General features: G+C 67.2%; 23 protein-coding genes. 7 read left to right on the top strand and 16 right to left on the bottom strand.

Translation table 11 applies throughout. The features are described from left to right. Positions 1–14: 14 nt before the first annotated feature. Together IEY68_RS21370 and IEY68_RS21365 are read left to right on the top strand one after the other, a co-directional pair. Complete coding sequence (locus tag IEY68_RS21370) at positions 15–1,583, top strand: serine/threonine-protein kinase (RefSeq protein WP_062998970.1); 1,569 nt, start codon at positions 15–17, stop codon at positions 1,581–1,583. A 121-nt stretch (positions 1,584–1,704) separates the two neighbouring features. Beyond that, on the top strand, positions 1,705–2,760 hold the full coding sequence (locus IEY68_RS21365) for a DUF7373 family lipoprotein (protein ID WP_189094416.1): 1,056 nt from the start codon (positions 1,705–1,707) through the stop codon (positions 2,758–2,760). A 103-nt stretch (positions 2,761–2,863) separates the two neighbouring features. Here the strand turns inward: IEY68_RS21365 and IEY68_RS21360 are convergent, their stop codons facing one another. The 4 genes from IEY68_RS21360 to eccCa all read right to left on the bottom strand — a co-directional run bounded on the left by IEY68_RS21360 (position 2,864) and on the right by eccCa (position 9,139). Continuing rightward, positions 2,864–3,154 carry a WXG100 family type VII secretion target gene (locus IEY68_RS21360; RefSeq protein WP_189094415.1) on the bottom strand — a complete coding sequence of 97 codons (291 nt, stop codon included), beginning with the start codon at positions 3,152–3,154 and terminating at the stop codon, positions 2,864–2,866. Between the two features lie 36 nt (positions 3,155–3,190). Continuing rightward, entirely contained in the window at positions 3,191–3,529 is a 339-nt protein-coding gene (locus IEY68_RS21355) for a WXG100 family type VII secretion target (RefSeq protein ID WP_062998951.1), read from the bottom strand. 133 nt (positions 3,530–3,662) lie between these two features. Next, positions 3,663–5,108: a type VII secretion-associated protein gene (locus tag IEY68_RS21350; protein WP_062998953.1), complete on the bottom strand. Its 1,446-nt coding sequence runs from the start codon at positions 5,106–5,108 to the stop codon at positions 3,663–3,665. After that, positions 5,108–9,139 carry a type VII secretion protein EccCa gene (gene eccCa, locus IEY68_RS21345; RefSeq protein WP_062998955.1) on the bottom strand — a complete coding sequence of 1,344 codons (4,032 nt, stop codon included), beginning with the start codon at positions 9,137–9,139 and terminating at the stop codon, positions 5,108–5,110. The genes IEY68_RS21350 and eccCa overlap by 1 nt, the downstream gene beginning before the upstream one ends. A gap of 172 nt (positions 9,140–9,311) precedes the next feature. On the opposite strand from eccCa, the gene eccD reads away from it, so the two are divergent. Both eccD and mycP read left to right on the top strand, forming a co-directional pair. Further along, the gene (eccD, locus tag IEY68_RS21340) at positions 9,312–10,778 is read left to right on the top strand and encodes a type VII secretion integral membrane protein EccD (protein ID WP_062998957.1); all 1,467 of its coding nucleotides are present in this window, start codon (positions 9,312–9,314) and stop codon (positions 10,776–10,778) included. Continuing rightward, positions 10,775–12,184, top strand: a complete 1,410-nt coding sequence (mycP, locus tag IEY68_RS21335) for a type VII secretion-associated serine protease mycosin (protein ID WP_229718902.1) — start codon at positions 10,775–10,777, stop codon at positions 12,182–12,184. Before eccD ends, mycP begins: the two co-directional genes overlap by 4 nt. A gap of 137 nt (positions 12,185–12,321) precedes the next feature. On the opposite strand, the gene eccB is transcribed toward mycP, so the two are convergent. Next, a complete protein-coding gene (gene eccB / locus IEY68_RS21330; protein WP_062998974.1) occupies positions 12,322–13,791 on the bottom strand; it encodes a type VII secretion protein EccB in 1,470 nt (489 codons plus the stop codon). 109 nt (positions 13,792–13,900) lie between these two features. Here eccB and eccE point away from each other — a divergent pair, with 109 nt between their 5' ends. Continuing rightward, the gene (gene eccE / locus IEY68_RS21325) at positions 13,901–15,589 is read left to right on the top strand and encodes a type VII secretion protein EccE (RefSeq protein WP_062998959.1); all 1,689 of its coding nucleotides are present in this window, start codon (positions 13,901–13,903) and stop codon (positions 15,587–15,589) included. Positions 15,590–15,881: 292 nt separating this feature from the next. Here eccE and IEY68_RS21320 read toward each other — a convergent pair whose 3' ends face one another. Together IEY68_RS21320 and IEY68_RS21315 are read right to left on the bottom strand one after the other, a co-directional pair. Then, entirely contained in the window at positions 15,882–16,442 is a 561-nt protein-coding gene (locus IEY68_RS21320) for an NADPH-dependent FMN reductase (RefSeq protein WP_062998977.1), read from the bottom strand. Positions 16,443–16,485: 43 nt separating this feature from the next. Next, positions 16,486–17,295: an S-methyl-5'-thioadenosine phosphorylase gene (locus tag IEY68_RS21315; protein WP_062998979.1), complete on the bottom strand. Its 810-nt coding sequence runs from the start codon at positions 17,293–17,295 to the stop codon at positions 16,486–16,488. A gap of 127 nt (positions 17,296–17,422) precedes the next feature. Between IEY68_RS21315 and IEY68_RS21310 the strand changes: the two genes are divergently transcribed. After that, complete coding sequence (locus IEY68_RS21310) at positions 17,423–17,767, top strand: metal-sensitive transcriptional regulator (RefSeq protein WP_189094413.1); 345 nt, start codon at positions 17,423–17,425, stop codon at positions 17,765–17,767. A 48-nt stretch (positions 17,768–17,815) separates the two neighbouring features. On the opposite strand, the gene IEY68_RS21305 is transcribed toward IEY68_RS21310, so the two are convergent. From IEY68_RS21305 to infA, 9 genes are all read right to left on the bottom strand, one after another. Further along, positions 17,816–18,643, bottom strand: coding sequence for an LLM class F420-dependent oxidoreductase (locus IEY68_RS21305; RefSeq protein ID WP_062998981.1), 828 nt, complete (start codon positions 18,641–18,643; stop codon positions 17,816–17,818). Positions 18,644–19,076: 433 nt separating this feature from the next. Next, positions 19,077–19,892 carry a tRNA pseudouridine(38-40) synthase TruA gene (gene truA / locus IEY68_RS21300; protein ID WP_229718916.1) on the bottom strand — a complete coding sequence of 272 codons (816 nt, stop codon included), beginning with the start codon at positions 19,890–19,892 and terminating at the stop codon, positions 19,077–19,079. Positions 19,893–20,090: 198 nt separating this feature from the next. Next, entirely contained in the window at positions 20,091–20,624 is a 534-nt protein-coding gene (rplQ, locus tag IEY68_RS21295; RefSeq protein WP_062998983.1) for a 50S ribosomal protein L17, read from the bottom strand. Positions 20,625–20,673: 49 nt separating this feature from the next. Then, positions 20,674–21,732 carry a DNA-directed RNA polymerase subunit alpha gene (locus IEY68_RS21290; protein WP_062998985.1) on the bottom strand — a complete coding sequence of 353 codons (1,059 nt, stop codon included), beginning with the start codon at positions 21,730–21,732 and terminating at the stop codon, positions 20,674–20,676. 119 nt (positions 21,733–21,851) lie between these two features. Continuing rightward, positions 21,852–22,457: a 30S ribosomal protein S4 gene (gene rpsD / locus IEY68_RS21285; protein ID WP_062998987.1), complete on the bottom strand. Its 606-nt coding sequence runs from the start codon at positions 22,455–22,457 to the stop codon at positions 21,852–21,854. A 22-nt stretch (positions 22,458–22,479) separates the two neighbouring features. Next, positions 22,480–22,893 carry a 30S ribosomal protein S11 gene (rpsK, locus tag IEY68_RS21280; protein ID WP_030522613.1) on the bottom strand — a complete coding sequence of 138 codons (414 nt, stop codon included), beginning with the start codon at positions 22,891–22,893 and terminating at the stop codon, positions 22,480–22,482. Between the two features lie 10 nt (positions 22,894–22,903). After that, positions 22,904–23,275 (bottom strand): 30S ribosomal protein S13, encoded by a 372-nt coding sequence (rpsM, locus tag IEY68_RS21275; protein WP_062998990.1) that lies wholly within the window; start codon positions 23,273–23,275, stop codon positions 22,904–22,906. A gap of 190 nt (positions 23,276–23,465) precedes the next feature. Continuing rightward, positions 23,466–23,579: a 50S ribosomal protein L36 gene (gene rpmJ / locus IEY68_RS21270; RefSeq protein WP_025347279.1), complete on the bottom strand. Its 114-nt coding sequence runs from the start codon at positions 23,577–23,579 to the stop codon at positions 23,466–23,468. A 106-nt stretch (positions 23,580–23,685) separates the two neighbouring features. Then, positions 23,686–23,907, bottom strand: a complete 222-nt coding sequence (gene infA / locus IEY68_RS21265; protein ID WP_003418601.1) for a translation initiation factor IF-1 — start codon at positions 23,905–23,907, stop codon at positions 23,686–23,688. Between the two features lie 338 nt (positions 23,908–24,245). On the opposite strand from infA, the gene IEY68_RS37135 reads away from it, so the two are divergent. Beyond that, complete coding sequence (locus tag IEY68_RS37135) at positions 24,246–26,708, top strand: MinD/ParA family ATP-binding protein (RefSeq protein WP_373292996.1); 2,463 nt, start codon at positions 24,246–24,248, stop codon at positions 26,706–26,708. The last annotated feature ends 59 nt before the right edge of the window (positions 26,709–26,767 follow it).

Here is a 26,767-nt window from a genome sequence, read left to right as displayed (position 1 = left end):
ACGAGGAGGAACGAATGGCGTTGCCGCCCGGTGCCGTGGTCGGCGGCTACCGACTGACTCGATTGCTCGGCAGCGGTGGTATGGGCGCGGTGTACCTGGGGCAGCATCCCAGGCTGCCCCGCCAGGATGCGATCAAGATCCTCGACGAGGACCTGTCCAGCGATCCGGAGTTCCGGGCCCGATTCGAGCGCGAAGGTGATCTGGCCGCGGGTTTGGACCATCCGAATATCGTGCCGGTCTACAACCGTGGCGAAGAAAGCGGACGCCTGTGGATCGCCATGAAGTTCGTTCCGGGCACCGATGCGTCCGAGGAGGCTCGGAAGGGCACGGCGGTCATGACACCGAGCCGTGCGCTGCACATCATCTCGGAAGTGGGCAAGGGACTCGACTACGCGCACCGCAGGCGCCTGCTCCACCGTGATATCAAGCCCGCGAACTTCCTGCTGTCCAACTCCCCCGACGACGACGAGGAACGGGTGCTACTCACCGATTTCGGGGTGGCCAAATCCGTCGAGGACAGCCAGAATCTCACGGCTACAGGCAAATTCATGGCGACGGTGGCCTACGCGTCACCGGAACAGCTACTCGGCCGGCACGTCGACCACCGCTCCGATATCTACAGCCTCGGCTGCTCGTTCTACCGGCTACTGGCCGGCGAGAACCCCTACCCCTCCACGGTCCCGGCCGTGGTCATGATGGGGCATCTGAACGAACCACCGCCGCAGATCACGGCGATACGCCCGGACCTACCGGGCGCCCTCGATCACGTCTTCGCCCGGGTGCTCGCGAAGAATCCGGGGGAACGCTACGGCACCTGCCGCGAACTCGTCGCCGAAGCGGAGGCGGCCTTCACCGGCCGTCACCACTTTCCCGCTACCCGAGACGGATTCGGGGCGACCACACCAGTGGTCCCGGCCCCACAGGCCGCTCACACCGGATACCCGCCCACCGGCAACCGGCTCCTGCCGCCCGGACAGGAAACTATCGTCACGCAGCCCCGGGACGGCTACGGAACGGGTCCGGCAATTTCGAAATCCAGGACCGGCCGACTGCGCCGGACCCTGGTGTCGGCATCACTTGCCGTCGTCGTCCTGCTCGCCGTGGCGGTCGGCGCCTACCTCATATCCGATGCGGGCAGTGCGTCCCCCACCGGCCCGGATCTGGCCCGGGTCCGATCCGCGCATCCGGAATTCGGCGGCAAGACCGTGGCCGCGTTCAACTACGGGAATTCGCTGTTCTCGGCCGCCCTGGACGGATCACCACAAGCGAATTACCTGCGGGACATCGGGTTTCGCTATAGCGATGCATACCGACCGCTGCGCAACGAAGAGTCTCCCCGCAAATTATCGTCGATGGGTTTCACGTTGCCGGAGGGTCTCGACGTCATCATCGTCACCCGGTCCGACGCCAGCGCCAGGAACGGCGGGCTCGGAGGATTGCCCACCTCGTTCCTGAACGCGACGGCACAAATCGTTGTCGTCGACGATATTGCCACCGTCCAGGCGTTCCAGGTGTGGACCGAGCAGTCACCGGACACCTTGACGGACAAGATGGTGCCCGCGATAGCCGAGATCGTGGAATGACCGGGAGGGGGAGACGATGAGGCGGATACCGAGACGCCTGGCGAACGCGGTGTGCGCATTGGCCACAGCGGTGGCTACGGGCTGCGGGATCGGCACCGGCGACAGCGCCGAAGATCCTGGTGTGGACGTCGCGGCTCTGCAGACCGGGAACTACCGGACGACACCGCGGACACCGGAGGAACTTCGTACGCCGGCGACTATCGATATCCAGGAGTCGCTGCGACTGGGCGAGTATGTTCCGTTGATCATGGAGACCAGCCCGAAACTCGTTTTCTCCCGGGTGAAATACCAGAAGAAGATGTTCACCCGCGTCGATCCGCCGAATATCGTCGATAATTTCTCGACCGTGGCACCGGGATTCGTCGCCGGTTGGGAAACAATAGGGCAGCGCCGGGAAGACGAACTCCATGGACGATCCGTCGACCTGACAGTTATGCAGTTCACTACATCGGAGCATGCCGCCGCGGCGGTGAAAGCCCTCGCCGACGGCATATGGCACAGTCGGTACCCACCAGTGGGCACGCTGCCGATTCCCGGGTATGCCGATGCCCAGGGCCAGGCCCGCCAATACGGGGCGATATCGGCCGCGGCTGCCCGGGACGAATTCGTGCTGTGGACCTATATCGGTGGTGGTGTGGACATTCCCCCGAATCAGAACGAACTCGCCGACCTCGCCGGCAAAGTCTTCGATGCGCAATTCGAACGTCTCCAGGATTATGATCCGACGCCGGAAAACGAGCTCGCCGAATTGCCCGTCGACCGCGACGGACTACTGGGGTACGCGTTACCCGCCTCGGATGGTGTCGCCGAAGCAGTGCTGAGCGCGAATACCGCACTGCACCTGCTCCAGCGCCCCGATCTCACGAAACGAGCGTTCGAAGACGCGCAGGTCGACCTCGTCGTATTCGGCGAGACAGAGTTCTACCGAGCAGGCGACGACCGAGCCGCCGACCGTTTGCACGCTTATTTCATGACCCAATTGGATTCCGAGTATCGAACCGTTGACGATCCACCCGGGATGCCCGATGCGCACTGCGTCGAGAACCCCGACACGACCGGTTCGCTGAAATGCCTGTTCACTGTGGGCCGCTATGCCGCGATTGTCGCGGGTACGCAGATCCAGGAGCTGCACCAGAAGGCGTCGGCCCAGTACACACTGCTAGACCTGGCGCCCTGATGCAGAAACGGTTGTGCCCCAAGCGCTCTGCTCGCTTGGGGCACAACCTGAAAGATGGCGGAACGAGGTAGATCGGCATGCCGAGAACCTCTCGCGTCCGGAACTACATCCAGCGACTGGCGTTCGTCTTGTCGGTGGTGCTCATATCGATCGCACCGTCCCGAACGATATCGGCGAGCCGCTGCATGATGTCCAGGAGGGCGATATGCGCGTCGTCCCAGCGCTTCTGCTTGCCGAGGTAAGCGGTCTGGGCTTCACCACCCCAGTTGGCAACCAGACCGTTGACATACCCCTGCAGTTCGTCGTGAGTTTCCTGAAGCCGACCCCGCGAGGTCCCCAGGTCCCCCGACAGCGTCATCAGCTGGGCTTCGGAATAAGAAATCGCATCAGACATTGTGTCTCCTTGTGGCTATGAGTCGGAAGGCGATACCTAGATCTTCAGGCTGGAGCCCGAACCCAGATCCCCGGAAGCGCCCGCGGCGTTGATCGCATCCTGGTTCGCCTGCTCGGTCGCCGTGTAGCCCTTGCCGTTCTCACGGATCAAACCGGCGATTTCCACCAGTACGTCGTTCAACTGCTTCGACTGAAGGTCGTAATCGTCCATGACCTTCCGGAACGTGCCGGCCGCGGAACCCTTCCAGTTCCCCTGCGTGCCCGCAACCAGGTTGCGGACATTTCCGAGCTCGCTGACCAGCGCACTGTTCACGGTCTCGACGTGCTTGGCCGCTGTCTCCATCGCCGCAAAATCGGTAGTGACTTCGCCCGCCATGGGTCCTCCTTTTCAAGAGTTCGGATCCGGACCCCCTGCGTCCGCAAACGGTCCGAACTTGCCTTCATGATGATTGGACGAGATCCCTGCCCAATCGGTTCCATAGGATTTCGGAAAAATGTCCCGGCCGGATTCATGGAGTGACATCCAGCGAGTTCGCGAGGTCTTCACAGATAGGTGTGATCGAGTCCTGCCCCCCTGTCTGATACTGGCACCCGATACTGATCTGGATGCTGTGCTCGACGATAACATGCCAGTCAACGGTCGATCCGTCCTCTGGATGCTCGGAGTAGGCCAGGCCGGGACGGCCGGCGAAGACCACGTCGCGGCGGACCGCGGAGACCGATCCCGCTGGGCGCCGGGCGATCTGCGCTTCCAGATCGGCGGCGATCTGCTCGTAGCCGACATCGGATGCCACCGGCTGCTGGGCCACCGCGATACGGGCGCGCAGGCCGGTATCCGGCACCAACTCGAGGCGCTGTTCCGGGGCCGCGGACGGGTTCTTGACGCGCCAGCCGTCGGGGATCGTCAGCCGTAGAGCGCCGAAGGTCACCGGGCCCGGGTCGGGTTCGGCCTCGGTGGTGGCCTCCCCGCCGCCGGCCGGGCCCGAGATGGTACTCGGCGCGGCTGCCGTGGCATCGGAGTCGCCGCCCGATATTCGCGCGATACCTACCCCCGCGGCAATTAGCACCGCGACGACCAGCACGGCGGCGGCACCGAGGTAGAAAGGGGTCCGGGAACGTGGTGGCCTGGTAGCGGCCGCGCGTTCGCGTAGTGGCTGCAGCCACTCGGTCTCGGCATCGGCCGGGGGCAGGGACGGGCGATGGTCGTCGGGCTCGCTCCGGCGCACCCGCACCAGATCCGTACCGGCCACCACCAGTAGCTCGGCACCGCCGCAACGATCGGCGACGGCCGCGCCGATCCGGTCGAGGAACCCGGCGTCGGTGCGGCCCACCACGATCACCGAACTCACCCGGCAGCCGTGCAGGAGCCGTTCGAGCAGAGCGTCGAAGCGTAGGACCCCGTCTTCCTGTGCCGCGATCTCGGCGGCGGCCAGCGCCGGTTCGTGTTCGCAGTATTCGAGCCGGGGCCCGTGCTCCGTCGGGACCACCGTGGAGGCGGTGGTGGACAGCGGACCGAATTCCAGTATCACGGTGCGCACATCACGGATCCGCTGCCCGGTGGTGACCGACCGGACAGCGACCGTCTCCAACGTCACGTGACCGCTGTGGCGACGGGCCGCGGACTCCAGTACGGCCAGCCGATGCGGATCCCATTCGGTCGGGTGGACGACGGTGAGTCGCTCACACGGGGTGGGTATCCGCAGTTGTGCCAGCGTATGACCGAACACCGCGGTCAGCGCCTCTTCGGGCGTCGGCATACCCGGGTCGTAGGCGATGCGGTCGGCGGTGATCAGCTGCGCCGGCGATACCGCGATCGACGGCGGCGCCAGCGGCTCCCCGACCACCAGGCTGCGGCCGTCGCCGCTGGGCACGACCGACGGCGTGAGGTCGGTATGGGTGTTCGCGCTCCACGCCCACAGCCGTGTCTCGGTCAGGGCGATCTCGACAACCGGCATTACTGCGTCGGCATCCACGAGGTCTGGATGAGATCGTTACCCGAACGTCCGACCAGGGTGCCGCGCCCCGGCGGCATGGCGCTGGGCCGGATGTTCCCGAGCAGACCGCCCTCCTCCCGGCTGCCGCTCATGATCAGACCCGGCGTGGCCAGATCGCGCAACCGGGAGATCACCGGCTCGTACAAGGCGCGGCCGGCGCCACCCGAGCGCCGCGAGATGATCAGGTGCAGGCCGATATCCTTGGCGTGGGCCAGATAATCGAGGATCTGTGTCAAGGGGTTACCACCGGATCCGCTGGAGACCAGGTCGTAATCGTCGACGACCACGAACAGATCCGGACCCGTCCACCAGGAACGGTCACGCAGTTCCTGCGGGGTGACGTTCGGGCCGGGCATCCGGGTGCGCAGCAGCGCCGCGAGATCGCGCATATTCGTGGCCAAGCCTTCGGAGCCGGTCGCGTAGGCGGCCAGGCGATCCTGGTCGAAGTATCCGAGCATGGTGCGCCGGAAGTCGACCAGGATGAGCGCCGCCTTGTCCCGCGCATTGGATTCGACGACTCCGCTGACGATATTGCGCAGCAAGGTGGACTTACCGCATTCGGTATCGCCGAAGATCAGGAAGTGCGGGTTGTCGTCGAAGTTGAGGAACACCGGCGACAGTTCGGATTCGTTGATACCGATCGGGATCGCGACATTGCGCCGGTCGGCCGGGCCCTGCCAGGGACCGATCGCACGGACGAACTGATCGCGATCGAGCTGTTCGGGCAGCATACGAACCTGCGGGGCGGGCCGCCCGGGGGTGGCCTGCTGCAATCGCGCGACCGCGTCGGCGACACCGCGACTGATGTCCTCCGGATCGGAGGACCCGTCGACCCGCGGGAGAGCGGTCAGCATGTGCAGGCTCTCCGGGGTCATACCGCGGCCCGGGCGACCCTGCGGAACCAGCGCCGCGACCTTGCGGCCGAACTCGGAATCGGCCGGATCACCGAGGCGCAGTTCGAGGCGCGTACCGATCTGGTCCTTGAGCTGAGGCCGGGCCTCCATCCAGCGCGAGAGCGCGATGACGACATGCACACCGTAGGACAGACCCTGGACCGCGAGGTTCATGATGGCCTGTTCCAGCGGTTCGAAATCCTGGCGGATCGAACCGAATCCGTCGATCACCAGGAATACATCGCCGAAGGGGTCCTCGTGGGCGCCGGTGGCGGCCTGACTGCTCGCCGGGTCACCGGCACGCAGTCGGCGGAACTCCGACATCGACTCGATACCGAGCTGACGGAAACGCAGTTCACGAGTGCGCACGATGGTGGTCATCTCGGCGATGGTGCGCCGCACCTTGTCGTGGTCCAGTCGACCGGCCACCGATCCGACATGCGGCAGGCCCTCGAGGCTGGCGAGGGTACCGCCACCGAAGTCCAGGCAGTAGAACTGCACCTGTTCGGCGGTGTGGGTCAGCGACATCGCCATGATCAGCGCGCGCAGCATGGTCGATTTACCCGACTGCGGCCCGCCGACCACGGCCACATTGCCGCGGGCGCCGGACAGATCGACGACCAGTGGATCACGTCGCTGGTCATAGGGGCGGTCGACGATGCCGATCGGAGCGCGCAGACCGGCGACCGCGTTGTAGTCGCCGGTGAGTATCGAGCGCGGGACGAGCTCGTCCAGTGAGGGGGCGGAGTCCAGTGGCGGCAGCCAGATCTCGTGGGCGGGCCGGCCGTGACCGCGGATCCGGGCCACCAGCATGCCGATATTGGAGATCTGTTCGCCGTCCTCGACCAGCGGTTCCGGATCGTCGAGGGGTTCGGGGGCGAGCGCAACCCGGTCCACAGCCCTGAATTCGACGTGCTTGGCCAGGAACGGACGTGCGGTGATATCGATTTCACCGGCGCGGGTCGCCACGGCGATATCGCGCTGCGGGCCACCACCCACATACGCGCCGGAGACGTAGGAGGCCTGGAATCGCTGGATCTCGCCCGAATCCGATTTCAGATAGCCGCCGCCGGGACTGTTGGGCAGGTTGTAGGCATCCGGCACACCGAGGACCTGGCGGGACTCGTTGGCGGAGAACGTCTTCAGACCGATTCGATACGAAAGGTGCGATTCCAGACCCTTGAGCTTGCCCTCTTCCAAGCGCTGCGAGGCGAGCAGCAGATGGACATGCAGCGAGCGGCCCAGACGTCCGATCATCACGAACAGTTCCGCGAAATCGGGGTGCTGGGTGAGAAGTTCGGAGAACTCGTCGAGTACCACGAACAGCGCGGGCAGCGGATCGAGGTCGGCACCGGCGGCGCGCGCCTTCTCGTATTCGGAAACGTTGGCGAAGTTACCGGCCTGACGCAACACTTCCTGGCGGCGGTTCATCTCACCGGCCAGCGCGTCACGCATACGGTCGACGAGGTCGGCCTCCTCTTCCAGGTTGGTGATGACGGCCGCGACATGCGGTACGCCGTCGAGACCGAGGAATGTGGCACCGCCCTTGAAGTCCACCAGGACCAGATTCAGCTGATCCGGCGAATGCGTGGCGAGCAGGCTGAGTACGAGAGTGCGCAGGAATTCGGATTTACCGGAACCGGTGGCGCCGATGCACAGACCGTGCGGGCCCATCCCGGATTCGGCGGCCTCTTTGATATCGAGGACCACAGGCAGGCCGTCGGCGCCGACGCCGAACGGAACCCGCAATCTCTCCCGCCCGTAGCGGGGCCGCCACGCGCTCTCCGGGTTGAAGGAACCGATATCGCCCAGACTCATCAGCTGGGCCCACGTGTTGATGGTCTCCCCTTCGGTGACCTCGACATCACTGCTGCGCTGGGTCGCCGCGCGATACGGGGCCAGCCGACGCGCCACCTGCTGGGCCTGCTCCCGGCTGATCCGGTCGATGACCGCGAACCGCTCCTGGTTCCCGGTGGCGCCGCGGCCCAGGCATTCCCCGTTGCGGATGGTGAGACCGATACCGCGCGATACCGCCAGCCGTGGCGCGTAACCGCAGAGGTCGATCACGGTGACGCCTTCGTATCCGGATTCGCGCAGCTGATCCTCTTCGGCCTCGAGCAGACCGCCGTCCACCACGATCACCACATGCACCATGGCGGAATTGGTGGGCTGGTTACGGGAGTAGCGGACCCGGTTGCCGAGGATCGGGGCGAGCCCGGCCATCGCCTCGCGGATCGAACCGAAGAACATACGCTGGGTGCCGACACCGTCCTGGGAGTCGGGGTGCTGGGTATGCGGCAGCCATTTGGTCCATTCCCATTCCGCACTGGTGTCGGGGCCGCAGACGATCGCGGTGAGCACCTGGTCCGGACCGTGGAACATAGCCAGCTGGACGAGCATCGCGCGCACCATGTCCCGGGCCTGGGCCCGGTCGCCGTCGAGGGCGATGGTGGCGAAACCCTTCACCGCGACGGCGGTGGGCAGATCCGGAACCGTGGAATGCGCGCGGACGAAGCGGCGCAGGGAAACCGCGGCGATCGGTTCGAGCTCCTCCACGGGCCCGGTTTCCGGCGCGACCAGCCGGGTCGCCAGACGCTGGCCGCCGATCCCGATCCGGACATGGCAGAAATCCTTGTCGCTGGGCCGGCGCTCCCACATCCGGGAGGTGCCCGCGAGCATCCAGATCAGCCCCGGCTCCGGATGACTCCATTCCACCGCGGCCCGCTGCTCGGCCGCCGTGACCCCGACATCCTTGCGGACCTGATCGAGATAGCGCAGGTAGTCCTTGCGGTCTTCGTTGGCCTCAGCGGCCTTGGCGCCCTTACCGTTGCCCTGACCGGCGAACATGCCGACCATCGAGACCATCATCATCATCGGGAACATCAGCGACATCGGGTTGGACGCGATACCGCCGCCCTGCGTGAACATCAGCGCCATCATCCCGACCATGCCGATGATCATGACCACCGGCATGAGCTTGCCCAGCAGATTTCCGGGGGTCACCCGGGGGATCTCGGGGGGCGGCTGCAGGGTGACCTCGCCGCCGGGTGTCCGAGGAAGTTCCCGGCGCGCACGCCGCTGAAAACGGACAGTGGTCATCGAGCGAGATCCCCCTTGTGGCAATGCGATGTTCGGGCTCAGTGTAGAGGCAACCGCGAACATGTCGTACAGTTCGACCTGCATTCTGCTGGCCGGGACGAGGGCACGCAACCCGCGATCTGCAGGGAGAATGCGGGAAACGAGCAGGGTAGCGAATCAACTTGGGGGAAGCGTGACGCATGCGCGACTCGACCATATGGAGGAAGATTCCTCGCGGGGTATAGTCCGCGCACCGGATCTCACCAGGGTCACCATTCTGGCCAAACACACTCAGGTCGATATGGCAATTCCGGTCGATGTGCCGGTTGCCCTGGTGATCCCGAGCGTCGTCGATATGATCGCCGCGCACAGCAGAACCAACGACTTCGACAACCAGGGCGAACGCTACGAACCCGCGGACTGGGTCCTGGCCCGGATCGGCCAGCCGCCACTGTCGAATTCGCTCAGCCTGGGCGAGCAGGGCGTACGTGACGGCGAACTGCTGATGCTGGAGAACTCAGCGCATACCGCGCCGACCCCGCTGTTCGACGACATCATGTACAACGTCGCCGTCGCCGACTCCGAGCATTTCCGCGGTTGGAACCCGAATACGGCACGGATCACCGGATCGGTACTCGCGGTACTCACCATGCTGGCGGGTTGCACCGCGCTGCTGGCGTCGCCGGACGCGATGCCCGGATGGATCACCGCAACGATCGCGCTGGGGGTCGCGGTGCTGCTGGTGGCCGCGGCGATGATCCTCAGCCGGGTCTACGGGGATCCGAAAACCGCGCTGGTACTCGGCGGCTGCGCGCTGCCGCCGGCGTTCACCGGCGGCATGCTGATCGTGCCGGACCATTACGACTGGTCCCATATGCTGCTCGGATCCACCCTGCTCGGGGCCACGGCGATCCTGGCCTGGCGGGTCACCGGAGTGGGGCTGGGACTGTTCATCGGCGCGGGCACGGTGGCGCTGTTCGCGGTGCCCTCGGCGCTGGTCGGACTGCTCACCGCCCAACCGATGAAAGCTGTCGGCGCGGTGGTGGCGGCCGTGGGACTGGGCGCGCTGTCGCTGGCGCCGCGTATCTCCATGATGCTGGCGAAACTTCCGCTGCCGCCGGTGCCCTCCCCCGGAACTCCCATCGACCCCACCGAGGACGATCCCGACGACCACCGGGCATTGCCGACGCTGGACGCATTGCGCGCGAAATCAGCACGGGCACGGACCTATCTGAGCGGCCTGGTCTCGGCGACCACGCTGGTCACGCTGGTCGGCGCGCTGGTGGCGACCGATCCGGCCGGGGGTCGCTTCTTCTGGCAGGGCATCGCGCTCGCATTGGTGTGCGCGGCGGTTCTGATGTTCCGCAGCCGCACCTACGCCGGCGCCGAGCAAGCCGTGATCCTGATCGCGGGCGGCGCCGCGATCCTGCTGGCGATGCTCGTGGGAATGGCATTCGTGACCGATCTCCCGCTGGCCGCCTTCGGCGCCGCCCTGGTCATGCTGATCGCGGCGCTGGTCCTCGGCATCATCATCCCCAACCAGACGGCGACCCCGCCGATGCGGCGGGCCGCCGAATTGATCGAATACGGCTTCGTGGCGGCTGTGCTGCCGCTCGTGTTCTGGGTATCCGACCTCTACTCCCTCGTCCGCGGGCTGTGAACCGGGGGGTCCGGGCCGCGGCGGTGGCCGCGGCGCTCGGTATCAGCGCATCGCTGGGGCTCGGGTATCCGGTGGCGTACGCCGACCGGCCCGCACCCGTCGACCCCGGTCAGCTTCCGGCCGGCGACCCGGCGAAACCCGCGCAGGCGACGGAGCGCAAGGCGAACGCGCCCTGCAACAGCACCGTTTCCGGCGGCGGCGGCCCGACTGTTCCGCCCGCACAGGCGGCCCTCGACCTGACAAGAGCGTGGCAGTTCTCCCAGGGCGCCGGGCAGGTGGTCGCGGTGATCGATACCGGTGTCGCCCGCCACCCCCGGCTGACCGGTCTGCGAGCCGGCGGGGATTTCGTGGCCAACAGCGGTGACGGCACCGAGGACTGTGACGCGCACGGCACGATCGTGGCGGGCATCATCGGGGCGAGCCGACTTCCGGACCAAGGCTTTTCCGGTGTCGCGCCCGCGGCGACGATCCTCACCATCCGGCAGACCAGTGACAAGTACGTGAAGGCGGGCAGTAACAGCACCAAATCCCCGGAGGACCTGTCCAAAGAGGGGTACGGCAATGTCGCCACCATGGCGCAGGCCATCCGCCGCGCCGCCGATCTGGGTGCGACCGTCATCAATATCTCCGAGGTGGCCTGCAGTTCCAGCCCGATCTCCGACGGTTCGCTGGGTGCCGCGCTCGACTACGCGGTGCACCAGAAGAACGCGGTGGTCGTCACGTCGGCGGGCAATACCGACAACGACAGTTGTAAGGGCAACACCGGGATCCAGGATCCACTACACCCCGCGGCGGATCCGTGGAGCAACGCGACCGTCAATGTCACTCCCGCCCGATACGACGACCTCGTGCTATCGGTCGGCTCCATCGACGCCAATGGTGCGCCTTCGGAATTCACGGTGCCGGGTCCCTGGCTGAGCGTCGCCGCTCCGGGTGAGAACATCGTCTCGCTGGATGTGAACAGCGGCGGTGTCATCAACGGGACCGTCAATGCCCAGAACGCCCAGCAGACCATCAACGGGACCAGCTTCGCGGCGCCCTATGTGTCCGGGCTGGTCGCCCTGGTCCGTTCCCGTTTCCCCGAACTCTCCGCCGTGGAGGTCATGAAACGGATCCAGGCGACCGCGCACGCGCCCGCCGAGGGCTGGAACCCGTATGTGGGTTACGGCGCCATCGACCCCATCGCGGCCTTGACCAACGAGGTGCCCGCGGAACTGCGGCCCAAACAGCCGAATCCGGCGGTGAACAAGCAACTCGCCGTCCCCGCACCGCCCACCCCGCCGGACCACACGGCCCGCAATGTGGCGCTCATCGGCAGCGGAATCATCGGCGGCAGTCTGATTCTCGGCTATCTCGCCTCGTTCCCCACCCGCCGCCGCTTCGGCGTCAGTGAAGACGAGGCCTGACCGCGGCCTCCGTCGCGACTCGGCACAGATCGGTCTCGACGGCCACATGGTAGACACACGCCGACCGGCGTCCGGATGCGTGCCTCGAACACCTCGGGACAGCGGGCAACACCGTTTCGGGAGTTGGGAGCGTGTGGTTATTTTCCTGTGGAGACCGGTTGCGCGGCCGGGGACGGGTCGGGGGCGACGCCGTCGTGCGCGACCAGAGCCTCCTCGCGACCCAGACTCGGCCCGGAGGCCAAGAGCCCGATGATCGGCCAGGGCGCGGGTTCGGCCTTCTCCGGCATACCGAGCGCCTTCGCGGCATCGGCGTTCTCGATGCCGTAGCGCACACCGGTATCGGCGATATAGAAGATGCTGTCCTTACGCCTGCTGTCGGGTTCGATTCCGGTGCTCTGCACATAGGCTCCCGTACCGGGCGCCATATAGGCGGAGTCGACATTCTGTCCCGAGCCGTCGGCCTGGGCGAGCGGTACCAGTTTCGCCTTCTCGGGCATGGGCAGGCTCACGCCGGTGACAACCGCGAGTTCGGCCCTGGTGCCGGTGTTCTCGCCCGCTTCCGGGATCGGTTTCCACGACAGGCAGCTCACCGGGTGATCCTTGCCCTCGAGGATGGTCGGCGCGGACTGCGGGTAGTCGCCGACCTGCAGCGCCGTGGAAACTCTGGCGCCGGTGCGTTCGGCCTGGTCGATGGTTTCGTCGGTCGAAGTCTGCGGGTTGGAGTTGCGGATGATCTCCGCGGTGAGGGGGGAGATCGCTTGCAGGCCGTCACCGAGCACCACGTGGTACTCGGTTCCGGAGTTGCCGACCTGCACCACCTCGCCGATCCGGTGGCCGCTGATCTCGTACGCCGGGGCACTGCCGGAATCGGCGATGGGTAGCGGGACGATCGGCAGCACTTCGGGGATCGAGTTGATCAGGCCTTCGCTCACCGGTCGCGGGGTGGCCCCGGTGATCTTCAAGGCGTCGGTGACGGCGCGGTCGCCCATATTCACTCGCGCGCGTTTCTTGTCGTAGATCAGATAGGTGTGGTTCTCACCCTGCGCCAGGAGCGCTTTGCCCGGATCCATGACCGAAGCCTTCGCGCCGAGTTCGAGCCCGCCCGCGAGTACCGAAGTGGTGCGGTCGCCGCTGCCGTCGGTTTTCATCTCGTCGCAGATGGTCCACTGCCGGCCGTTACCCGCCGCGTCGTAGTGGATCGCGCTGGGCGCACCCGGGATACCGATCAGCGGGCCGCGTGCCTTCTTACCGACCTCGGCCTCTTTCACGATTGCCGCGTCCGGCGCCTCGCCCGCGGCCAGCCGGGCCGACGCCAGATTCAGTGCCGGATGCACGACATCGTTGAGCACCACGTATACCGCACCGGATTCCTTGCCGATGAGGATCGTGTTCTGGCCGATCTTGTCCTGCGGCCGCAGCAGGGCCAGCACCCCGCAGCCGGCCAGGATCAGCACGGCCAGGACCAGACCCACGACATAGGAGCGCACCTGGGAACGCATGGGATCGTGGAGCATTCGCACGTCCCGCCGTACCAGCGCATGCTCCATCCGGCGGACCAGAAAGTTGTAACCGCTGATCTGCCACCTGGTTGTGGGCTTTGAAGGCATCGTCTCCCCCGAACTGTGCTCGTGCTCGCCGAACACAGTACAGTTCCCGGGGACGTAGTTCAGCTCGGCCGCCGATTATCGGCCGACACCGGGTACCTGGGGGGCTCTCATGGCCGTTGCAGCCGCAGTGGGGCGCAGGCGCAGCCTGCTTTTCGGGCGAATCTCGATGCGCAATCTGCTCATCGCACAGGTATTCGCGCTCGTCGCGGGGACGATCGTCCTATTCGCTGCCGCGAACCCGTGGATCGCGCTGGGGGTCGCGGTGGTGGCCGGTGCCATCCCGCTCGTCACGGTCGGCCGGCGGGTCCTGCTGGATTGGGTCGGCACCTGGTGGAACTACCGGGCCCACCGCGAGTACCGGATCGGGGACAGCAACGATTTCCGCGGGCCCGACGATCGGTCACTCGGGCTCTACTGGGACGACAGCCGGGTGGTCGCGGTGGTCGAGGTACTGCCGCCGCGCGGCGGGCTCACCCGGATCGACCGCAGCGCGGTGCATGCCTCCCATCTACTGCCGATGGCCGAACTGGCGACCTGCCTCGCCCAGCACGACATCCTGCTCAGCGGTATCGACATCATCAGCCACGGCCACCGCAGCCGTTCGGGCACACCCGCCGGAGCCATCTACGAAACGCTGCTGGGGCCGCTGCCGGCCACCGCGTATCGCACGGTCTGGCTGGCGATCGGATTCGATATGGTCGACTGCCCCGGCGCCGCGAACCGGCGCGGCGGCGGTGACGAGGGCGCCGCGCGTTCGGTGACCATCGCGACCCAGCGGATCGTACGGACCCTGGAGGACGCGGGCTGCGGGTCGCGCGTGCTGACCGCCTCGGAGATCCGGGCCGCCGTACGGCAGGTGCTCAACGGAGCCGACGCGCGTGAGCTGGCCCATCGCTGGCGGTACGCCGAACTCGGCAACAGCGTCAATATCGGATCCGCGATCGACCCGAAACAGCTGGGGTCGGAGATTCTTTCGCAGGTGTGGGTGCCCGAATCCCGCGGTACCACGGTCGCGGTGCGGCTGCGGCCCGGCAGCACGGCCGATACCGTGCACGTCGGCGCGGCCTGGCGCTCGACGCTGCGCGAACTGCCCGAGAAGACCGCGTCCAAGGGCATGGTGTCGATGAACGGCCGGCACCGTGACGGTCTGCTCGCACACCTGCCGATCGGCATTCCCGACGTCGGGGATGTCGTGCCGACCGCCGAGTACCCGATCGAGGTGCTCGACGCGCTGGCGCTGCCGTCGTCGGGATGCGGACAGCTGATCGGGTCGGACGACGAGGGCAACGGTGTGGCGCTGCGACTCGTCGGCGCCGGTATCTCGTCGGTGTATGTGGCGGGCGAACTCTATCTCGCCCAGCAGCTGGTGTTCCGGGCGCTGGCCGTGGGCGAGCGGATCCTGGTCCGCACCGATCGCCCGCAGGCCTGGTACCAGCTGATCGAGACCATCGGAAATCCGGAACGGTTGATGCTGGCCGTGGAAATGCACCAGTCGGACGCCATGTTCACCGCGACCGTCGTCGACGGTGTGCTCGCGCCCGCGCCGCACGCCGGTATCACCACCCTCTACGTCACCGGCGATCCGATGGGCTGGCCGGCCACCAAGCCGGACCTGTCGATCCAGCAGCCGGGAGCGATCGGTAACCGGGTGGTCGTACGCACCGCGACCACCCAGATCCCGCTGAATCTGGTCTCGATCCCCCGGGAACACACCTACATCGGCGAACCCCGCACCCGCCGGCCCGCACCCCAGGGACACCCCGCCCCAGCCCCCGCCCCCCAGCCCCAGCGCCGCTGACCGTGTGCCGGCGTCCCGAAGCGCGGGACAGCGACCCGAGCACGCCGATGAACACAGCCCTTCCCGGGTGAGCACACTTCCTCATCATCACGACCGAGCCGGCACCCGTCTCCACGGACCGGCAGACCCGACAATCCTGAACTGTCTCCGATCAGTCGACATTCGTAGGCGGGGCCCGCCCCGGTTCTGGAGCGACGTAGCGAAGGAGCGCAGCGACTGAGCGAAGGAGTGAAGAACCGGGGTTAATAGGGCCCCGCCCCGCGGCGCCGAAGGCGCCGCAAATAAACACAGCTCATCCTGGGTAGGGGTCGGCGGCTCGTGCGTCGTGCAAAGTTCGACCCCACCAGGCGAGTTGGGTGAGCATCCGGTCCGCGGCGTCGATGGCGGCACCGTCCCCGGTGTTCCCTTCCGCGTCGAACTGTTTACGCGCCCGGTGGAAGCTGACCGATTCCCGCACCGAGACCATATGGATCTCGGCCACCACTTGGCGGAGTTGTTCCACCGCGCGTAATCCGCCCGAGAGTCCGCCGTAGGAGACGAAACCGATCGGTTTGGCCCGCCATTCGTGCTTCGCGCTGTCGAACGCGGTTTTCACCGAGGCCGGATAGCCGTGGTTGTATTCCGAGGTCACCACCGCGAAGGCGTCCGCGGCTGCCAGTCTTTCCCGGAAGCCCGCGGTGGCGGCTGTTCCGGTGAGATCGAGCGGCAGCGGGGTGTCCAGCAGATCGATTACGCCGGTATCGAATTCGGGCCGGGTGCGCGCGGTGCGGACGAACCAGTCGGCGACCACCGGCGCGAAGCGTTCGGGCCGGACGCTGGCGATGATCACCTCGAGTCGCAGGGGCGTATCCACCGGACGAGACTAACCCGCGCCCGGGCCGGACCGCGGGATCGGATCAGGGCAGTTCGAACGGCAGCGCGACCCCGGCGTGGACCCGGCAGTGCTCGCAGGTCTCGGTATCCGCGACCGCGGCTACCGCGCTGCGGACGAGTTCCTTGAACGGCCCGATATTGCGTTCGAACTCGGCGAACACATCGGCGGCGCGGACACCTTCGCCTTCGGTGACACCGGCGTCCAGGTCGGTGACCAGCGCGATCGCCGCGTAACACATCTCCAGTTCGCGGGCGAGGACCGCTTCCGGATAACCGGTCATATTGACCAGGTCCCAGCCCTGGGCCGCGAACCATCGGCTCTCGGCCCGGGTGGAGAAGCGCGGACCCTGGATGACGGCCATGGTGCCGTGCGGGTGGACGTGCACGGCGCTGTCGGCGGATTTCACCGCGGTGGCGCGCAGATCGGCACAGTAGGGGTCGGCGAAGGAGACGTGGATACCGTTACCGTCGAAATAGGTCTGCGGCCGGCCCGACGTGCGATCGACGAGTTGGTCGGGGATGACCACCGCACCCGGTCCCCAGTCGGGACGGAGACTGCCGACCGCGCAGGGTGCGTAGATCCGGCGTACGCCGAGTGAGCGCAAGGCCCACATATTGGCCTGATAGGGCACGGTGTGCGGGGAGTATTCGTGGCGTGCTCCGTGGCGCGGCAGGAACGCGACCCGGCGGCCCGCCACCTCGCCCACGGCGATCGGGGCGCTCGGGTCTCCGTAGGGGGTTCTCACCGTGACCGCGTCGATCGCGCCGTCGAAGAAATCGTAGAATCCACTACCGCCGATGACGGCCAGCGCGGGCCGATCCTGGGAAGTCATGGTCTCGATTGTTCCGCGTCCGGCCCCTGGGCGCACAGGCGAGGGCCCGTACCTGACAAGCCCCGCCGCGGCATGTACCCTAGGGGGGTATGAACGGTCCTCTCGACCGGCGCAGAGGAGACAATCGGTGACATCCAAATCCACCCCGGCGGGATCCGCCGGCGAGACGACTACCGGCCACGATCACGCAGGCCACGGCTACATCACCGCCAAGGACGACTATCTCAAACGGCTGCGCCGGATCGAGGGCCAGGCGCGCGGCCTGCAGCGGATGGTGGAGGAGGAGAAGTACTGCATCGATATCCTCACCCAGGTCTCCGCCATGACCAAGGCGTTGCAGGCCGTCGCGATGGGCCTGCTCGAGGACCATATCAGTCACTGCGTGGTCGACGCCGCGGTCGCCGGTGGCCCGGATGCCGAGGCCAAGATCAAGGAAGCCACCGACGCGATCGCGCGGCTCGTTCGTTCCTGACCTCTCCCCGGTGGGCCGCCCGGACACCGAGCGGCCCCGCGCATCGGATCAGGTCTGCTGGGTGAGCAGCGGTGCCAAGGCGCGCAGCGTGGCCAGGTAGTCCTCGTTCAGGGGCTGGAGGGCCAAGTGGTCGGCGCCCGCCTCGATATGGCCGCGGACCTGTTCGGCGACCTGTTCGGCGGATCCGTGCACGGCGAGCGCGTCGAGCAGGCGATCACTGCCCGGTTCCGCGATGTCCTCGTCGGTGTAGCCGAGGCGCCGGAGGTTGGTGGTGTAGTTGCGCAGGCCGAGGTACATCTTCACTACCCCGCGGCCGGTGGCGCGGGCCCTCTCGGGATCGGTGTCCACGACCAACTTCTGTTCGGGAACCAGCAGTGCGTCACCGACGGCCTTACGGGCCTGAGCGGTGTGTTCCGGTGTGGTGAGATACGGCAGGGCACCCGCGGTACGGTCCGCCGCCAGCTTCAGGACCTTGGGCCCGAGGGCCGCGAGCATCCGGCCCGATACCGGGACCCCGGCGGCGTCCAGTGCGTCGAGGTACTCGACCAGCGCTTCGTAGGGGGAACGGTAGGGCTTATCGGCCTCGGGATGGCCGCAGCCGATACCGAGTACGAAGCGGCCCGGGAACCGCTGCTCGATCCGGTGGAAGGATTCGGCGACCGCTTCGGCGGGTGCGGTCCAGATGTTGACGATGCTGGTACCCACCTTCAGGGTATCGGTGGCCGCCAGCAGGTCCTCCACGACCGGGAGGTCGGGGGTCGGCGAGCCACCGAGCCACAGCGCGCCGTAGCCCAGACGCTCGAGTTCCGCCGCCGCTTCCGGGGTGAACAGCTTGTAGTAGCGCCATACGCCGTATCGTCCGAGATCGATCGTCATAACTACCGCAACCTTGTCGTCGAGGGGACCTATTCCAGCCCCGACCATATCCCCGCGATCCGGCCCCGTACGGCCGACCGGCCGACGGCGTGAACGGGCGGCCCGTGCGCGCACCCGTCGACAGCGCCATCGAAACCCATTGTCGGGGAAAAGCTCAGCTGCCGTCTGTTACAGGTGGTCCGCGTCGATGGTCGGGGCCCGCCCCGGTTCTGGAACAACAGAGCGAAGGAGCGCGGCGACCGAGCACGTCCGGTCGGCCGTCCATGGTGTTCGGCTACACAGTCGTGAGCCCATCCAGGCTGGTCGGAGTGCACGCCTACACGAACCTTCCGCCCACTCCGGATAGTCCACCTCAGTAGGCGGGGCCCGCCCCGGTTCTGGAGCGACGTAGCGAAGGAGCGCAGCGACTGAGCGAAGGAGTGAAGAACCGGGGTTAATAGGGCCCCGCCCCGCCCCGCCGCAGGCGGGGCAAATCAAACACAGCGCGTACCTCCCGGGTCTGCGCGTTACGTGCGGCCAACTCCGAGTCCGCCGGATAGTCGACCGCGACCAGGCTCAGCCCGTGCGCCGGCGCCACCGTTACCGAACTCGACCGGCTCCTTTCCGCGAGCAGCCCCGCGACCCATTCCGGTGTCCGCCGGCCCTCGCCCACCGCGAGCACCGCGCCCACCAGGCTGCGCACCATCGACCAGCAGAAGGCGTCGGCGCTCACGTAGGCGTTCAGCCGGTCTCCCTCCCGCACCCAGTCGTAGCGTTGTAGTTCGCGGACCGTCGTCGCGCCTTCGCGGCGGCGGCAGAAGGCCGCGAAATCGTGCAGACCCAGCAGGGCGTGCGAGGCGGTCCGCATGGCTTCGAGATCGACGGGGCGGCAGGCCACCACGCTGCGCGCGGTCAGCGGATCGGCGCCGTAGGGCGCGGTCGTGAGCCGGTAGACGTAGTGACGGCGCACCGCCGAGAAGCGGGCGTCGAATTCGGCGGGAGCCGTCCTGATTCCGGTGATCCGCACATCCTTGGGCAGGAATTTGGCCATCCGGTGGACCAGTTTGCCCGCGTCGACCTCGGCCGCGGTGTCGAAATGCGCGACCTGCCCTTCGGCGTGCACTCCGGCGTCGGTGCGGCCGGCGACCGTCAACTGCACCGGCTCGCGCAGTACTTTTCCCAGCGACTCCTCCAGCACACCCTGCACGGTGCGGAACCCGGGCTGCCGCGCCCAGCCCTGGAATTCGGTGCCGTCATAGGAGATGTCCAGCCGGAACCGCGACGGGGCACGGTCCGGATCCGGCCGCGTGGCCGACCCGGTCGTTTCGGCGGCGCCGTTCTCCGCGCGGCGTTCGTGTTCGCTCACCAGACATTCCTCCGGAAATGGGATGAGCCCGCACGCCCCGGACGGGGCGGCGGGCTCATCGACGAACCGTGGACACGGATCACCGTGTCCACGGCAGGCGGGTCACGCCTTGTCGTCGGTCTTCTCGTCGGCCGCGGCTTCCTCGGCCGGAGCCTCGGTGGCCGCCGCTTCGGTCTCGGCCTCAGGGGCCTCGGCTTCGGTCTCGGCCTCGGGGGCCTTCTCCTCGGCCTGCTTGGACGCGGCGACCCGGCGGGCGCGATCGGCCTCGTTGGTCACGGTCTGTTCCCGGACCAGCTCGATGATCGCCATGGGCGCGTTGTCACCCTTGCGGGGCAGGGTCTTGATGATCCGGGTGTAGCCGCCACTGCGGCCCTCGAACGACGGACCGATCTCGGCGAAGAGACCGTGCACGACGTCTTTGTTCCGGATCACCTTGAGTACCTCGCGGCGGTCGGCCAGCGTACCGGCCTTGGCCTTGGTGACCAGCTTCTCGGCGTAGGGGCGCAGCGCCTTGGCCTTGGCCTCGGTGGTCGTGATCCGACCATGCTCGAAGAGCGCCGTGGCCAGATTGGCGTAGATCGCCTTCTGGTGCGACGCCGACCCGCCGAAGCGAGCACCCTTCTTGGGCTTGGGCATTGTGGGTTCTCCTTGATTGAGGCCGCTCCGGGGTGCCTACCCCGACGGCCTAGAGCTGTTCGGTTTCGGCGTAGTCCTGCTCGCCGCCGTCGTTATCGCTGAAAGTGCCGCTGTCGGACCAGGTTCCGGTGCTCGCGTCGTAGCCGACCACGCTGGACGGATCGAACGAGGCGGGGCTGTCCTTGAGCGAGAGGCCCAGCGCGTGCAGCTTGACCTTGACCTCGTCGATGGACTTCTGGCCGAAGTTACGGATATCCAGCAGATCCGATTCGGTACGCGCCACCAGCTCGCCGACGGTGTGCACACCCTCGCGCTTCAGGCAGTTGTAGGAGCGGACCGTCAGGTCCAGATCCTCGATCGGCAGCCCGAAGGAGGCGATGTGATCCGCCTCGGCCGGGGAGGGGCCGATCTCGATGCCTTCGGCTTCGATGTTCAGCTCACGGGCCAGGCCGAACAGCTCGACCAGGGTCTTGCCCGCCGAGGCGAGCGCGTCCCGCGCACTGATGGAGTTCTTGGTCTCCACATCCAGGATGAGCCGGTCGAAGTCGGTGCGCTGTTCGACACGGGTCGCCTCGACCTTGTAGGTCACCTTGAGCACCGGCGAGTAGATCGAATCCACCGGGATCCGGCCGATTTCCGCACCGGTCGCCTTGTTCTGCACTGCCGGGACATAACCGCGACCGCGTTCGACGACCAGCTCGATCTCGAGCTTGCCCTTGTCGTTCAGGGTGGCGATATGCATATCCGGGTTGTGCACGACCACACCCGACGGCGGCACGATGTCATCGGCGGTGACGGCCCCCGGACCCTGCTTGCGCAGGTACATGGTGACCGGCTCGTCCTCCTCCGAGGACACGACCAGGCCCTTGAGGTTCAGGATGATGTCGGTGACATCCTCCTTCACCCCGGGCACGGTGGTGAACTCGTGCAGAACACCGTCGATGCGGATGCTGGTCACCGCGGCCCCCGGGATCGAGGACAGCAGGGTGCGCCGCAGCGAGTTACCGAGGGTGTAACCGAAACCCGGCTCGAGCGGTTCGATGGTGAACTTCGACCGGTTGTCGGCGATGACCTCTTCGGTGAGGGTCGGACGCTGGGAAATCAGCATGGGATCAATCCTCCTGTTTTGGGCGCCCGCTATTTGACGCCTCGTCTAGGGGTTGTGCGGGCCGTCACCTCGACGACCCGCACCAGCGGCGCAGCCGTTACGCCGAGTAGGACTCGAAATTACTTCGAGTAGTACTCGACGATCAGCTGTTCCTGCAGCGGTACATCGATCTGCGCGCGTTCCGGCTGCGAGTGCACCAGGATGCGCAGCCGGCCCGGGATGACCTGGAGCCAGCCGGGGACCGGACGGTCACCGACGGTCTCCCGCGCCACCTGGAACGGCAGGGTCGCCAGCGACTTCTCCTTGACATCGATGATGTCGTACTGGGTGACCTGGAAAGAAGGCACGTTGACCTTCTTGTTGTTCACCAGGAAGTGGCCGTGGCTGACCAGCTGGCGGGCCTGACGACGGGTCCGGGCCAGTCCGGCGCGGTACACGACGTTGTCCAGGCGGGTCTCCAGCAGGCGGAGCAGGTTGTCGCCGGTCTTGCCCTTGAGGCGGTTGGCCTCTTCGTAGTACCGGCGGAACTGCCGCTCCATGACGCCGTAGGAGAAGCGGGCCTTCTGCTTCTCCTGCAGCTGGAGCAGGTACTCGCTCTCCTTGATGCGCGCGCGGCCATGCTGGCCGGGCGGGTAGGGGCGACGCTCGAAAGCCTGGTCACCGCCTACCAGGTCGACGCGCAGGCGACGCGATTTGCGGGTGATGGGTCCGGTGTAACGGGCCATTGTGCTCTACCTTCCTTCCCGCTTAGACGCGACGCCGCTTGGGCGGACGGCAGCCGTTGTGTGGCTGCGGAGTGACATCGGAGATGGTGCCCACTTCCAGGCCGGCGGCCTGCAGCGAACGGATCGCGGTCTCGCGGCCCGAACCGGGGCCCTTGACGAAGACGTCGACCTTCTTCACACCGTTCTCCTGCGCCTTGCGGGCCGCGTTCTCGGCGGCCAGCTGCGCGGCGAACGGGGTCGACTTGCGCGAACCCTTGAACCCGACATGGCCCGACGACGCCCAGGAGATGACGTTGCCGGAGGGGTCGGTGATGGACACGATCGTGTTGTTGAACGTGCTCTTGATATGCGCGTGGCCGTGCGGGACGTTCTTCTTTTCCCTGCGGCGCGACTTCTGGCTCTTCTTCGGGCCGGAGGCCCGTGACTTCGGAGGCATCGCTTATCCCCTACTTCTTCTTGCCGGCGACGGTGCGCTTCGGGCCCTTGCGGGTGCGCGCGTTGGTCTTGGTGCGCTGGCCGTGCACAGGGAGGCCACGACGGTGACGCAGGCCCTGGTAGCAGCCGATCTCGATCTTGCGACGGATATCGGCCTGGACCTCACGACGCAGGTCACCTTCGACCTTGAGCGACGAGCGCTCGATGTAGTCACGCAGCTGCGTGACCTGCTCGTCGGTGAGATCCTTCGAGCGCAGATCCGGGCTGACGCCCGTAGCGGCCAGGATCTCCTTGGAGCGGGTACGACCGACGCCGTAGATGTAGGTCAGTGCGATCTCCATGCGCTTCTCGCGCGGGAGGTCGACGCCCATGAGACGTGCCATCTGGCAGTTTCCTTAACTGTTGCGGAGGTCTGCTCCCTGTCCGTCCCCTCGTCTTGTGGGGCCCCGGCCTCCGTTCCGGGGGTAGGCACGCACACCTTCCGGGTCGCCCCGGAAAATCCTCAGTGTGCGGCTGGCGCTGGGAGTTCTTCTGTGTGCCAGTCCGAACCGCGTTCGGTGCTCGGCGCCGGTGTCAGCCCTGCCGCTGCTTGTGCCGCAGGTTGTCGCAGATCACCATGACCCGGCCGTTACGCCGGATCACCTTGCACTTCTCGCAGATCTTCTTGACGCTCGGCTGAACCTTCACGTCCGTCCAATCTTTCGTAGCGGCCCACACCTGAGGTGTGGACACAGTTGACCCCGGTCGGGGACGACCGGGGAAATCTCGGGTGAGCGAGCCGGAGCCCACTCGTTCACTTGTAGCGGTAGACGATCCGACCGCGGGACAGGTCGTACGGTGACAACTCGACGACGACCCGGTCCTCCGGCAGGATGCGGATGTAGTGCTGGCGCATCTTGCCGCTGATATGCGCGAGGACCTTGTGCCCGTTCTCGAGTTCGATCCGGAACATCGCATTCGGCAACGGCTCGACTACCCGCCCCTCGACCTCGATGGCCCCGTCTTTCTTCGCCATATCCTCCGCGATCCCGGTTACACTCAACCTGGTCTGATTGCCTGGTACTGCCCGCGGGACCGGCCGCAACACAGCGATGCGACGCAGTTGCGGCACACCGTGCGCAGGCGGCGAACACGACAACCGATCGCACACGAACAGGCGGCGTTTTGATACACCGCCTGGCCAGCTTACCGGTAGGTATGTGATCGGGCAAAAAGGGGTACTCTCCGCGATGCGCCGCGCGGTCCGCGCGTGACTCCCGGGCACCGAGGTGCTGCCACTCCCCGGCACTGAGTGCAACGGTACTTGTCGCGTAAACTGGCCGCTGTCCGAGGTCGACCATCAGGAGGGGACCGGTGAGCCGCAGCAACGACGGCCTCCCCATGCTGCCGCCATGGCTGGCCGATACCGAGGTCACCGGGGTCGGCGAGGGGAATTTCCGTAACTACGAGCCGCCGCCGGTCCAGAATCTGCCCCAGGACGAACTCATTCCCGAGACACCCGAACCGCCGGAGGGCTTCTTCTCCCGCCGCGGTCGCGGCGACGATCGCTCCGGCGCCGACGGTGACAAGAAGAAGGGCAAGGGCTGGTTCCGGAACAAGAAGGATCAGCCGTCACTCGAGGAACGGGTCGGGGAACTCCTTCCGAACAACAACGGCCCCCGGCCCGCGCAGCGCAACAACTGGGCCGAGGCGACCGGACGCCACGAGTGGGCCACGCCGCAGACCGATCGCCCCGAGGACACCGAGGCACCGCGCCACACCGGCGCCGAGGACCCCTACCAGCAGGGCGGCCAGGGCCCGCAGTACCCGCCCACCGATCGGACCGAGGTCCCGGCCCCGCCGCAGACGCCGTCCGCGCCCGATCCGGGCCCGGACAGCACCGCGGCTCCCGCGGCCGCCGTCCCGAACTCGTTCCGGGCCCCGGCCTCCGAGCCACCGGAATTGCCGGTCCGCCATCCCGGCGAGCCCGCGCCGGAGTTCGACCGCCTGCGCCCGCACCATCCGATCCCACCGCACCCCGCTCCCGAATCTCCGGCGAACGCCGCGGACGAATGGAGCGACGGCACGGCCGGCCCATCCACCGCCCAGCCGCCGTTTCTCCCGCCCCCGCCCCTGCCGGACCCACCGGCCACCGACACCTCGGGTTCCGATCCGGCCTCGGCGCCACAGGAGCCGCTGCGCCGCCTGCCCGACCTGCCGCCGGCCCCGCCGCGGCCACAGTCCGACGCCTGGACTGCCGACCCGGCGCCCGCGCAGCCGCAACGGACCGTTTCGCCGGTCTCCCCGGAGTCGGCGGCGCCTTCCTTCCCCGATCCCGCGGATCCCGACCGGGCCCCCGACTCGTTCACAGCACCGGCCCCTGCGCCGTCGCCGGAACCGTTCAGGACAGACCCCTTCGCGGCGCCGGAGAACACCGCCCCGCCGGTCCCTCGTACCGCCCCGGCCGAAACTTTGCGTGCGCCGGAGAGCGCTCCCCCGCCGCATCACAGCCGGACCGGCGGTATCAACGATCCGGTGCGATCCGATCGCCTCACCCCGCCGCCGAACCAGGGAAATCCGCAGCAGTGGCGGCCCCCGGAAGCCGCTTCCTCCGCCGAGGGGGCCCAGTGGCACACCCCCGAGCAGAGCCGTCCACGGCAACCCCTCCCACCGCCGCCGGGTCCACCACCCCTCGGTCCGCAGCAGCAGTGGCAGCAGAACCCGGGACCTCCGCAACAGGCCCCCGGCCCTGCTCCGGCCCAGTACCACCCCGGCGCCCCACAGTGGCAACAGCAGCAGCCACCACCGCAACAGCACGGCGGCGCCCCGACCTGGCAGCAGCAGGGCGGACCGCCGCCGCAGCAGTGGCAGCAGAACCCGGCGCAGTTCGGCGCACCGGGACCCGGTGCGCCCTCCATCGACGACGTCTCGGTGCGCCGGGCTAAGAAGGCCGCCGGCCAGGGCTGGCGCAAAGTGGTCCACCACGCCTCGGGCGGCCGGATCAATCCTGGCATGTCGGCCGAGGAGCGGCGGTTGCAGGAGTTGGTCGCCCGGATCCGGCAACCGGTGCGCGGGGACTACCGCATCGCGGTGCTCTCGCTCAAGGGCGGTGTCGGTAAGACCACCACCACCGTGGGCCTCGGTTCGACCTTCGCCTCGGTGCGCGGCGACCGGGTGATCGCGGTCGACGCGAACCCCGATTTCGGCACGCTGTCACAGCGGGTCCCGCTGCAGACGCGGTCGACGGTCCGGGATCTGCTGCTCGATCCGGCGATCGAACGCTATTCGGATGTGCGACGGCACACCTCGCAGGCGACCAGCCGCTTGGAAGTGCTGGCCAGTGAGCGGGATCCGGCCGCCTCCGAAGCGTTCAACGAGGACGAGTACCGCGCGGTGGCCCGCATCCTGCAGCGGTTCTACAACATCATCCTCACCGACTGCGGCACCGGCCTGATGCATTCGGCGATGGGCGGTGTGCTGCAACTGGCCCATTCGCTGGTGCTCATCTCCCCCACCGCGATCGACGGCGCGCGCAGCGCCTCGGCCACTCTGGACTGGCTCTCGCTGCACGGCTACCACCATCTGGTGCAGAACGCCGTGGTGGTGATCAACTCACCACGCGACGACACCCCGAATATCGATGTACAGCAGTTGCGCCAGTACTTCCTGTCGCGCTGCCGGGCCGTGCACATGATCCCGTTCGACCCGCACATCTCCGAGGGCGCCGAGATCGATCTACCGCGGCTGAAGAAGGAGACCAAGCGCGCCTACGTGGAACTGGCGGCAACAGTGGCCGACGATTTCACGCAGAGTTACCAGCCGCATCAGGGCGGGTGAATCCCGCGCTCGCCCCGGACTCCGGATAGCGGACCCCGGGGCCGGCCGTGGCGGCGACC

Source organism: Nocardia jinanensis (assembly GCF_014645735.1).
GTDB lineage: Bacteria > Actinomycetota > Actinomycetes > Mycobacteriales > Mycobacteriaceae > Nocardia > Nocardia jinanensis.
The sequence above is the reverse complement of the archived record's forward strand: the minus strand, read 5'-3'. Positions and strand labels throughout refer to the sequence as shown.

Coding starts and splice junctions, on each gene's coding strand:
- IEY68_RS21370 (WP_062998970.1), top strand. CDS start 15: ATGGCGTTGCCGCCCGGTGCCGTGGTCGGCGGCTACCGACTGACTCGA.
- IEY68_RS21360 (WP_189094415.1), bottom strand. CDS start 3,154: ATGTCTGATGCGATTTCTTATTCCGAAGCCCAGCTGATGACGCTGTCG.
- IEY68_RS21355 (WP_062998951.1), bottom strand. CDS start 3,529: ATGGCGGGCGAAGTCACTACCGATTTTGCGGCGATGGAGACAGCGGCC.
- IEY68_RS21350 (WP_062998953.1), bottom strand. CDS start 5,108: ATGCCGGTTGTCGAGATCGCCCTGACCGAGACACGGCTGTGGGCGTGG.
- eccCa (WP_062998955.1), bottom strand. CDS start 9,139: ATGACCACTGTCCGTTTTCAGCGGCGTGCGCGCCGGGAACTTCCTCGG.
- eccB (WP_062998974.1), bottom strand. CDS start 13,791: ATGCCTTCAAAGCCCACAACCAGGTGGCAGATCAGCGGTTACAACTTT.
- eccE (WP_062998959.1), top strand. CDS start 13,901: ATGGCCGTTGCAGCCGCAGTGGGGCGCAGGCGCAGCCTGCTTTTCGGG.
- IEY68_RS21315 (WP_062998979.1), bottom strand. CDS start 17,295: ATGACTTCCCAGGATCGGCCCGCGCTGGCCGTCATCGGCGGTAGTGGA.
- IEY68_RS21305 (WP_062998981.1), bottom strand. CDS start 18,643: ATGACGATCGATCTCGGACGATACGGCGTATGGCGCTACTACAAGCTG.
- rplQ (WP_062998983.1), bottom strand. CDS start 20,624: ATGCCCAAGCCCAAGAAGGGTGCTCGCTTCGGCGGGTCGGCGTCGCAC.
- IEY68_RS21290 (WP_062998985.1), bottom strand. CDS start 21,732: ATGCTGATTTCCCAGCGTCCGACCCTCACCGAAGAGGTCATCGCCGAC.
- rpsD (WP_062998987.1), bottom strand. CDS start 22,457: ATGGCCCGTTACACCGGACCCATCACCCGCAAATCGCGTCGCCTGCGC.
- rpsK (WP_030522613.1), bottom strand. CDS start 22,893: ATGCCTCCGAAGTCACGGGCCTCCGGCCCGAAGAAGAGCCAGAAGTCG.
- rpsM (WP_062998990.1), bottom strand. CDS start 23,275: ATGGCACGTCTCATGGGCGTCGACCTCCCGCGCGAGAAGCGCATGGAG.
- infA (WP_003418601.1), bottom strand. CDS start 23,907: ATGGCGAAGAAAGACGGGGCCATCGAGGTCGAGGGGCGGGTAGTCGAG.